Source organism: Staphylococcus sp. acrmy, assembly GCF_022690565.1.
Lineage (GTDB): Bacteria > Bacillota > Bacilli > Staphylococcales > Staphylococcaceae > Staphylococcus > Staphylococcus caledonicus.
Genome location: NZ_JALCVE010000001.1, coordinates 363969 through 375041, shown reverse-complemented (window position 1 = coordinate 375041; position 11073 = coordinate 363969). Strand labels below are relative to the sequence as shown.

Below are 11073 nucleotides of genomic sequence, written 5' to 3'. Positions count from 1 at the left end.
AACTTTATGAACATAGCTACTATATATTTGATTTTTTTATTAAAAAAATTATTGTTTTCATATTTTTAAAAGTTACCTTTACTCTCTATAATCCTTTAGCTTTCTTAAGCGCTTCAAAAAAATCCTAGTATAATTAATCCTTCGATAAACATCTTTAGATAAATTGGTTTTTATATTTATAGTTTATGCATTACATGATATGATTACATTTTTTTATATCAAAAATAATATTGTTTAAATAAATTTTTTTACTCTTAAAAAAACCTACTTTTATGATTTAGATTGTTATAAGATGGATGTAAACATAATTTTAAAAAGTAAATGTATATATAAATTAAAATACTGAATACTACAAAAAGGGGACTAAATATGATTGATAACACAAAAGATTTAGGAAAAGCTGTGAAAGAAAATCAAGATAATATTGAAATAGAAGTTGATTTAGGTAGAAAAGTTGTAAAAATAGTTGGTGCTGGAAAGGTATCTTGGCTAATCGCTAGTGGATCAATAGCATCGATAGTAATCGCTCTATTAGTTACTGCAGGTACTGGTGGAACTACTGCGCCAGCTACAGGGACATATGCTGCAGTAGCTGGGACTTCTGCAGCCTTAACTTTAGGACCAACAGTAACGTATATCGCTATAAGCATTGCTGTTGCTGGCGGTGGAATGGCTACGTTAAATAAATTAAGAAGATATAAAGTAATTGAAAAGGATGATAGATATATATTGAAAAAGAAATAAATATTATTATTTTTTCTATAAAATGGAGGTAAAAATATACATTGATGTATGACTCATTGTTACATGATATAGGCAAGAAGTTATAATAATAAATGCAAGAAAAATAATTTTGTTTCTTAAGGCTTGTTTTCTATCATAGAAAGCAGGCCCTTTCTTGTGTCTTAAGGCTTTCCTCTCCTCTAAAATGACTAATATATCCACATTAAACCCAACCAAACTACACGTTCTTTCTCTAATTATATTTAAATTATTGTTGCACTTTTGAATTTTCAAAAATATTAAATTAGGATTAATATTTAATCTGAATTTAAATACTATACAACAAAATATGTTACGATAATTAAATCTTTTTAAAAAAGTATTTAGTTTAAATTAAAGGGGTTTATATAAATGAATATTGTATTAGGAGTAGGAACATTAGTTGTAGTTTTAATTGTTATGACGTTGTTCTTAAAGTTCGCGCCATACGGTAAGGAAGGCTTACAGGCACTCTCAGGAGCGGCTTGTGCTACGTTTCTTCCACAGGCATTCTTAAGTTACGCTATTGGAGGCATCTTCCATATTAGCTTCCTTCAAACGATAGGTGACTTAATGGGAGGCCTGGGAGGTATCGCCGTAGGTATTCTTACATGCATTAATTTAGGCGTATCTCCAGTTTTTGCAGTTATTGTAGGACTTGTATTGAAAGATTTTAGTTTATTACCAGCATTTATTGCTGCTTATATAACGGCATTTTTAATTAAATTGATTGAAAAGAAAGTTCCAGATGGTTTGGACTTAATCATGGTGATTTTAATTGCGCCAGCCTTAGTATTTGGCTTGGCTACGCTTATTAATCCATCGATCACAGCTATACTGAACCAAATCGCAAATGCGGTTAATTCAGTTGGCGATAGCAGTCCATATTCATTAGCGATTATTTTAGGACTTATCATCCCAGTGACAAGCATGACGCCATTAAGTTCAATGGTACTTGCAAGTATATTAGGACTTACAGGTTTACCAATGGCCATCGGTGCGATTACATGTACTGGTGCATCATTCGTTAACTTCACATTATTTAACATTTTGAAAATTGGTCAAAAACCAAATCGCTTTGCAGTATTTATCGAACCGCTCACACAAATCGACTTAATCGTAAAATATGCGCCCGTACTATACGGCACAAATGCTCTTATCGGTATGTTTAACGCCTGCATCATTGCCTTTAGTGGCCTAGTGATTAACGTCACAGGTATGGCAACACCAATGGCAGGTGCCATCGTACTCTTCGGCTTCAACGATCCAATTACATCAATTCTTACAATCGTTGCAGTCGCAATCACAAGTACAATTCTAGCGTTTATTATCGGTAAATTAATTAAAAAATTCGACTTACTTCACTTACACATTCCTATGCCATGGAATAAAAGTAAAAGTCATTCATAATACAAACGAAAGCATCTACCTTGCTCAATTAAGAGTTAAAGGTAGATGCTTTTTTGATGTTTGTATATTGTTGTTTTTAAATCTGCTCTAAGATTTAGGTGTGATTCTGCGTCCTTTTCCTAAGAAGATTTGGATGATAGATGAGATTAACATGACGACGTTAAAAATAAGCATCAACGTGAATATCTTCTGATTCGAATGGATAATGACGTCTTGAATCTTTTGCGTTAAGACAAACTTATTCGCGATATGCGTAGTATAACTTGAATACAACGTTTGCAGGCCTTTCTGGATATCATCTTTTAAGATATACGTCACGATTGGCACTAATAACGCTGATAAAAAGTTTCTAATGCTATGCATCGTTACAGAACGGTTTGATGCGTATTTTAAATCGCCATCAAGTAACGTTGCCATGGCGCCACTAAGTAATGTCATGCTTGTCCCAAAGCCTAATAAGAAACCGTGTAGGTAGAGTAAGTTAACGTTAACTGAATGTTCTAATACAATCCAGTGTATGCTGACGTACATTAATGAGGCAGCGCCGACTGTACCTAATATACCGGCACCTATGGAACTGTAAAACAACATTTTAATAAATCCTGTGACGATAACTCCGATAAAGAAGTAAAGATAGAATTTCTCAGTTACTTCAAACGGTAATTTTAATGCTTTTAAAAGGAAAACATTAATACCGGCAATGCCCACTAACAGTGTTAAGTGAGATGAAATTGCCATGACCGAACCAACAATTGGTTTCTTCTTAAATAGAGTTGAAAAATACATAATTGGCGCATCAGATTTCATATTCAAGTACACGAAATTAACGAAAAACAATACGGCAATTAATAAGAAAATGTAACTTAGAAACGTGATATGGCTTTGTTGTGTCAACATAATCATCGGTACGCTAATAGTGATTGTGGTTAACACTAAAAATACGATATGCCAAGGTATACCTTTTTCTTCCTTTTCAGGAGCTTTATCCGCATTATTTAAGAATCTTGGGCCAAGAATAAGACATAAGATACTTGAAACAATGTTAATGACAAATATCCATTTCCATCTATCTAATTCTAATGAGAAGCTACCTGACATACCACCTAATGCATTCGCACCAAATAATCCCACTATAACTAATAGTAAGAATACATTCTTATAGCGTTTAGGAAATGCTTGGAATAGTTTAGGTAATAACGTGAAGAATAAGATTCCTGTACTAAATCCTTGGATTGTTTTCGAAATAGATAGTGAATAAATATCAAATGAGATAATTCCGATAATCGAGCCTACTAAGAAGCATGAGGTGAAAAAGACAAATGTCTTTTTAGTACCTAACTTATGTGTGAAGACGTGGCCCAACGGTATGCCTAGTGCAAAAGAGAAATTCCCTATGATAGAGGGTATAATGAGCTGCTTGGAACCTAAGCCAAATGCAGTCTGCAATAGTCCTTGATTTAGACTATATGCTAGATTGGAGAAAAACTGGGAGCCAATACCTAAAACGGTTAAGACGCTTAATACGAATAACTCTAACAGTTTGACTCTTTTAGTCCATAAAAAACTCAAAGTCGTTCATCCCTTTCTTTATATTTCATATGACGATAGTAATAAGGGGTTTAATATGAACTGGTGAAACTGGATAAAAAATAATAATGCAGTTTAACGTTGTGGATGTGTGTAGCAACGGGGCGCTCACGGGAGAGTTTATCTATACAAGTTAGTAGTTTTATTATTTTTTAAAGATACCTCTATTATATACTACATTTTCTCGACATGCATTCGTAATATATCTCCTTCGCAAACCTATACGTAACCTACTTTTCTGGAAAATAATTCACAAAATAAAAATCATGAATAAAAAATATATTAAAATTATAAAGTTTAAAGCGTGATTAAAATTATGAGTAAAGGGAATAGAACAAATGTTTAGTAGTTATCATAGGGCATAGTTAGTCATTAATTATGATAAAGGCAAATATAATTTTATCGGGGGAGATAAAGATGACAGAATCAAATAATAAAAAGCTTGAACAATTAGAAGAGCAAAAGAAAAATAATGATAATGAAGCAATCACAACTAACCATGGTGTGAAAGTAAGTGAGGACGAGAACTCTCTTACAGCGGGCGATAGAGGACCAACGCTTCTAGAAGACTTCCATTTCCGTGAAAAAATGATGCACTTCGACCATGAGCGTATTCCTGAACGTGTCGTACATGCGCGTGGATTTGGTGCACATGGTGAATTTAAAGTATATGAAGATATGAGCGAGTATACACAAGCAGACTTTTTAACTCACCCTGAAAAAACAACGCCAGTATTCGTCCGTTTCTCTACAGTACAAGGATCAAAAGGATCTCCTGATACAGTAAGAGATATCCGTGGTTTCGCAACTAAATTCTACACTGATGAAGGTAACTTTGATTTAGTTGGTAACAACGCCCCAGTATTCTTTATGCAAGATGCGATTAAATTCCCAGACTTCGTACATGCATTAAAACCAGAACCTCATAACGAAATGCCACAAGGTGGTTCAGCACATGATACATTCTGGGACTTCTTTGCGCAAAACCCTGAATCTACGCATGCAATATTCTGGGCGATGAGTGATAGAGGTATTCCGAAGAACTATCGTCAAATGGAAGGTTTCGGTGTGCATACATTTAGATTGGTAAATAAAGAAGGTCAATCATACTTTGTTAAATTCCACTGGAAACCATTACACGGTTTAGAAAGCTTAGTATGGGACGAAGCGCAAATCTTACATGGTAAAGATGTCGACTTCCATAGAAAAGATTTATACGAATCAATTGAAAAAGGCGATTATCCTGAATGGGAATTAGGTTTCCAAATGATTACGCCTGATCAAGAATTTGACTTTGACTTCGATATTTTAGACCCTACGAAAATTTGGCCTGAAGACCAAATTCCAGTAAAACGTGTGGGTAAAATGACGTTAAATCGTAACGTGGATAATGTCTTTGCGGAAACAGAACAAGTAGCTTTCCATATTGGACATGTGGTACCTGGTATCGACTTTACAAATGACCCATTATTACAAGGTCGTTTATTCTCATATACAGATACACAAATTTCAAGATTGGGTGGGCCAAACTTTAACCAAATTCCAATCAATAGACCAGTTAGTGGCGTACACAACAACCAACGTGATGCTATGCACCAAATGAGCATCCACCAAGGTCAAACGTCTTACCATAAAAATGGCCTGAATAATAATGAACCACATACGACACCTAAAGAAGAAGGTGGCTATGAACATTACCAAGAAAAAGTTGAAGGCCACAAAGTGCGTCAACGTAGTGAAAGCTTCAAAGACTATTACTCTCAACCTAAACTTTATAAAAATAGCTTAACTGAAGCGGAACAACAACATATGGCTGATGCATTCTCATTCGAAATCGGTAAATGTAAATCAGTAATGGTTAAACAAAACGCCGTCGATCAATTAAACAAAGTCGACCGTCAATTAGCCGAATATGTAGCACAAAATGTTGGCGTTGAGGTGCCTGAAAATAATGAAGAAGTTCAATCTGACGCAAGCGATAGCCAATTAACATTAGAGAAATTCGATATCCCATTATTAGGCCACTCTGTAGCCGTATTAATCAATGGTGACGTCGATGCAGAAACATTGAAAGGCTATGCTGAAGTCTTCTCAAATAATCGTTTGAACTTCGCTTTCGTAGGGCAACATGCGAAAGATTTAACTGAAGAAGTAGGTATCACTGAAACATACAGTACAGCAAGTTCAACTGTCTTCGATAGTGTGATTATCTTATCAGATGGTAACGAATTATTAGAAGAGGCAATTGATTTTGCAGAATTAAGTTATAAACACAAAAAACCAGTTGTGGTATCTGAAGCAGCGTCTAAATTATTAAATCATAGTAGGATCCAATTAGATGCACCAGGTGTGATTGTTTCTGATAAACCAGAGGCGATTGTAGATGCATTCGAACGCTTTAGATATTGGAACAGATAAAGACAACATTAGTGGGAAGGCAGTCTAAAATATAACCTTTTCTAACTAGTAAAAGCACTTTCTATTGAAATTTTAAAATAGAAAGTGCTTTTTTATGTTGTTGACTATTTATCTGTAGTTTGTGTAATTTCTTTATTTGCTTCTTCAATAAAACAATAAATTTTATTAATATCTAGATTTACCATAATTAGAGAGCGTAATGGCATGTTTTTAAATAGAGGTGCTAAGGATTTATCTTCATTAATATTAGATATCATCTTATCAAATTCATATTTCTCAAGTGCATGAGACATTTCATCTTTACGTTCAATCACTTCATATAGATAGGTATCTTCATTGATTAACGGTTGTTGAATATCTAACTGCTCATTAATAATATTAACAGTAGAATTTAAACGGATATCTGATACAGATTCTCCTATGAACAGTTCATACAAACCATGATCAAATTGCCAAAGGTTGGTTTGCGCATTAAACCATCTTAAATCATCAAAAGGTATCGTAACCTTAACTGTAGTAGTCTGATTTCGCTCGAGATATACCTTTTCGAACGCTTTTAATTCTTTAGTAGGCATTTCGATATCGCTTGTCTGGTTACCAACATAAATTTGTGGCACAGTAGCGCCGTCGTATTGACCTGTATTTGTAACATCAAATTGTATATCTAAATGCGTTGTGTTGACATCAATATTAAGGTTTGAATATTCAAAGTTGCTATAGCTTAAACCATGACCAAATGGAAATTGTACATCTATACGTTTAGTATCATAATGTCTGTAACCTACAAATAAGCCTTCTAAATAATTTTCCTCAGATTTACTTTTATTGAAACTATAATAAGAAGGAATATCTTCTATACGTTTAGGGATACTTTCGGCAAGTTTTCCGGAAGGATTCACTGTGCCAAGTAAAATATCCCTAATAGATTCACCGACCGCTTCACCCGGCAAATATGTTTCCACAATGGATTGCGCCTTATCTTCCCAAGGCATTAATATAACAGCGCCATTTTGTAACACTACGACAATATTTTTATTAACTTTATATAGTTCATTCAATAATTGCACTTGGTTGTCAGGTAAGTTGAGCGTAGTCTTATCATAGCCTTCACCTTCATAGTGTTCTGGATAACCGAGGAAGAGGACAATGTTTTTTTCTTTCTTAGCAAGTTCTACTGCTTCTTCAACAAGCTCATTATTACTATCTTCTTCATTAATCTCATAACCTCTGGCAAAGGCATTCATATCATTTTCCAATGCTTCTACAGCTGAAACGACATGATAAGGATTTACTTTAGACGACCCACCGGCTTGAAAGCGTGGATGTTCAGCTAAATCACCAATAACGCTAAATGTTTTAGACGCTAAAGGTAAGGTTTGATGATTATTTTTCAATAATATTGTACTGTCATTAGCGATATCTTTGACTGCTTCATGAAATGCATCTTTATCATACAGTTCAGGTTCTTGCTCAGATTGATAACGTTGAATCGTATCAATAACTCTTTCGGCCGATTTATTTAACATCTCTTCGTTAATATCGCCGTTGTGAAGCGCAACCTTTAACTCATTTATAGTGTAGCTATCTTTACCTGGCATTTCTAAGTCTAACCCAGCTTTTAAAGCTTTCGCTCTATCTTTTATAGCTGCCCAGTCGGATAAGATTAAGCCTTGGTAATTCCATTCATTTCTTAAAATGTCTGTTAATAGCCAACGATTTTCGGAAACGTAGACGTGATTTAATAAATTATATGAAGTCATGACGGTAGCCGGCATTGAACGTTTAACTATCATTTCAAACGGTTTTAAATATATTTCACGTAGTGTTCGCATATCAATATTTGATGAATTTGAGAATCTTTGATTTTCCCTGTTATTTGCAACAAAATGTTTCACGCTTGTACCTACACCTTGTGATTCGACACCTTTAACATATTCAAAAGCCAATATCCCTGTTAAGAATGGATCTTCAGACATGTACTCAAAATTCCTGCCACCTAGAGGGTGACGCTTAATGTTAACACCAGGACCAAGCAAAATATTTACTCTTTCACTTTTAGCTATTGAACCTAACAACGTGCCATATCGGTTTAATAACTTTTTATTAAAAGAACTCGTGACAAGAGCAAGACCAGGGAAGGCGATGGTTTCAATACTTTTATTGAGACCTAAGGCATCTGCACCTTCAGATTGCTTACGTATACCGGAAGGGCCATCTGTTAATAATAAAGATTCTAAATCATACTCTTTCAATGGATGTGTGTACCAGAAATGATGACCAGTAATGATTTTTATTTTATCGTCGATAGAAAGGTTACTTATTATTTCTTTTGGTTTCATAATAAATGACTCCTTTTTATAAAGATTGAGATATTAATTCTTTAATCTCTTGAATATATGCCTCGTTACGTTTGTAGTAAGTCCATTTACCGATTCGAGTAGCTTGTAATAAGTTGACTCTTTGTAGCATTGATAAATATTGGGAAACGGTAGATTGGTTAATAGTTGATTTTTCTCTAATTTGACTAACGCAAACGCCAACTTCATCCATATCGATATCGCCTTGTTTTATAGGGTCAAAGGTGTGTTTAGGGTCTTTCAACCATTCTAAAATAGCTAAGCGAGTGGGATTTGATAAAGCTTTAAATATTTCTATTGATTCATCATTAGTTAAATCAGGCATTTGATTGAATCCTCCTTTCTTAATATCGCGCAATATCTTTAAAGTATTGTAACCCTTTTATGAAGAAGTTTTGACCATAAGGACCTAACATCCAAACCATTAACTTATTCGGCCACATTAGGTTTTTAGCCATATCGGTAGAAGTAATTTCAGTTTTTATAGCAGCATTGGTTTCAATTTTATGTGCATAATCAGGTTCAATCATAGCTGCACGAGCGATTGAAACTAAGTCACCATAATTCAAACCATATTCAACTTGTTCTTTCTCAATCGCATTTGGTACACAGATATATGTGGTACGTCCATTGATTGTTTTACTAAAAGCTTCGGCAAATTGAACACTAGTACCTTGAATATAGTCAATCTCCATATCTGCTATTTTATCTATAAGTTGAAGGGTTTCTGATAATTCATACCCTATTTCATCTGCATGATATTCTTCTTCGGTGATACGAAAACCAATAATAAAATCTTCTTTATTATTTTCACGGGCAACTTGATTTACTTTTTTAATAATTTCCGTAATAAATTTCATTCTATCTTCTAAACTTCCACCCCATGCATCGGTACGTTTATTTGAGTATTTTGAAAAGAATTGTTGAATGATATGGCCGTATGCGCCGTGAATTTCCACGCCGTCGAAACCTGAATCAATAACTCTTTGAGTAGCTAAACCGTAGTCCTCAATAATACCCCATATATCTTCTTCAGATAATTCAGTAGGGACTTAAGGAAGATGATGAAATGTTCGTCTACTAGGTGCTACTGCTTTTCCAGTTTTTCTATAAGAAGTGATAGAGTTCGCGCCAGAATGATAAAGTTGCACAATTGCTTTATTCCCTTTAGATTTCATTACTTGCGCAAGTTCAGTCATTCCTGGGATAAAACTATCATTATAAATTGACATTTGGTAAGGAAAATTCTCGCCTAAAGGACTGATTGCAGTTGCACCAGTAATAAGCAATCCCGCTACATTTGCTCTGCGTTTATAAAATTGAAGGTCTTCGTCTGTAATATAACCTTCCCATGTAGATCCTTTAGTAGTCATTGGGGCCATCACAATTCTATTGTTAAGCCAAACGCCTTTTTTGATTTCATAGCGTTGATTTAATTGTTTCATGTTTATCCCTCCATGACCTGCATTATATTTTAACATATTGCAAAATGTCAATATGTTAGTTTATAACTGTTCATTTTTGTGTTTTAGATAGTAGTTGACTGAGATGAAGAGGCGTTCAAACTTCACTTCTTCATCTCTAGTCACTTTTATTAAGGTGAGACGACTAAATCACATTAGATTTCCGTCGTTGCCCTCTAAAATCTACAAGGAGAGCTATAATGGTATATCGACATTGTCTAAGTTTTTACCGATAACGACTAGATATAATGGGACGTCTGCTGTTAATTGGATGGGGGAGAGTTCGATTTCTCCTTGGGCGTATTGGACGAGATAAATATGTTGTTCATCCGTGAAGTGGACAAAGCCTTTGACGCGATAGACATCGTTAGGTAAGTCGCTTAGATCATCAATAAATTCAGCTTTAGATTTCAACTGTGGTGCTTCTATATAGTAATGTCCAATGTCGCCATGAAGTATTTGGCTATCATGACGTTTAATATTTGTAGCTTCTAATAGCGATTTTAAGGATAGTGAACCATAGCTGCCTACGAGAATATTGGCGGTGCTATTCATCGACTCAAGTTCTCTCAAAAGTTTCGCCGTAGCCTCTATAGCAACTAAATCAATTTTATTAACAAAAAGTGTAGAACAATGTCGCAATTGTTCAAGAAACAATTTCTGAATATCGGCAGGATAGGCATCAAGGCGTTCATACATCGTCGCATCAACAACGCCCACAATACTTCTAATTTGAATGATAGGCGCTAAAACGGGAGTTGAACATGCATCTACCACGGCTAAGGGTTCGGCCACGCCACTACATTCAATAAAGACGATATCAGGTTGATAATCTAAATACAGTTGATGTAACTGGTCAGAAACGTTAGCTTTCATAGCACAACAAATACAACCATCTACTATCTCCTCCATAGGTACTTCTTGTTCAATCAACTGGCCGTCGACGCTCATTTTCCCAAATTCGTTCATCAATACGGCAGGATTTAAGTTATTATCTAATGCGTCGGTAATTAAGTGATTTAGTGTAGTTGTTTTTCCACCGCCTAAAAAGCCTCCGATAATAATAATTTGCATAG

At 34.8% G+C, this 11073-nt stretch carries 7 protein-coding genes and 1 pseudogene; 3 read left to right on the top strand and 5 right to left on the bottom strand.

The window, feature by feature from the left end:
* Positions 1 to 369: 369 nt before the first annotated feature.
* Positions 370 to 744 (top strand): hypothetical protein, encoded by a 375-nt coding sequence (locus FH144_RS01810; protein ID WP_242313432.1) that lies wholly within the window; start codon positions 370 to 372, stop codon positions 742 to 744.
* Between the two features lie 390 nt (positions 745 to 1134).
* On the top strand, positions 1135 to 2172 hold the full coding sequence (locus tag FH144_RS01805) for a PTS sugar transporter subunit IIC (RefSeq protein WP_242313431.1): 1038 nt from the start codon (positions 1135 to 1137) through the stop codon (positions 2170 to 2172).
* An 87-nt stretch (positions 2173 to 2259) separates the two neighbouring features.
* Here FH144_RS01805 and FH144_RS01800 read toward each other — a convergent pair whose 3' ends face one another.
* Entirely contained in the window at positions 2260 to 3741 is a 1482-nt protein-coding gene (locus FH144_RS01800) for an MFS transporter (protein ID WP_107508608.1), read from the bottom strand.
* A 435-nt stretch (positions 3742 to 4176) separates the two neighbouring features.
* On the opposite strand from FH144_RS01800, the gene FH144_RS01795 reads away from it, so the two are divergent.
* On the top strand, positions 4177 to 6177 hold the full coding sequence (locus tag FH144_RS01795; protein ID WP_242313430.1) for a catalase: 2001 nt from the start codon (positions 4177 to 4179) through the stop codon (positions 6175 to 6177).
* Positions 6178 to 6281: 104 nt separating this feature from the next.
* On the opposite strand, the gene FH144_RS01790 is transcribed toward FH144_RS01795, so the two are convergent.
* The 4 genes and pseudogenes from FH144_RS01790 to FH144_RS01775 form a co-directional block, all read right to left on the bottom strand.
* A complete protein-coding gene (locus FH144_RS01790) occupies positions 6282 to 8516 on the bottom strand; it encodes a beta-glucosidase family protein (protein WP_242313429.1) in 2235 nt (744 codons plus the stop codon).
* Between the two features lie 16 nt (positions 8517 to 8532).
* Complete coding sequence (locus FH144_RS01785) at positions 8533 to 8859, bottom strand: ArsR/SmtB family transcription factor (RefSeq protein WP_107508611.1); 327 nt, start codon at positions 8857 to 8859, stop codon at positions 8533 to 8535.
* 19 nt (positions 8860 to 8878) lie between these two features.
* Positions 8879 to 9979: pseudogene (locus FH144_RS01780) on the bottom strand (oxidoreductase).
* Positions 9980 to 10192: 213 nt separating this feature from the next.
* Positions 10193 to 11071 carry a CobW family GTP-binding protein gene (locus FH144_RS01775; RefSeq protein ID WP_242313428.1) on the bottom strand — a complete coding sequence of 293 codons (879 nt, stop codon included), beginning with the start codon at positions 11069 to 11071 and terminating at the stop codon, positions 10193 to 10195.
* Between the last annotated feature and the right edge of the window lie 2 nt (positions 11072 to 11073).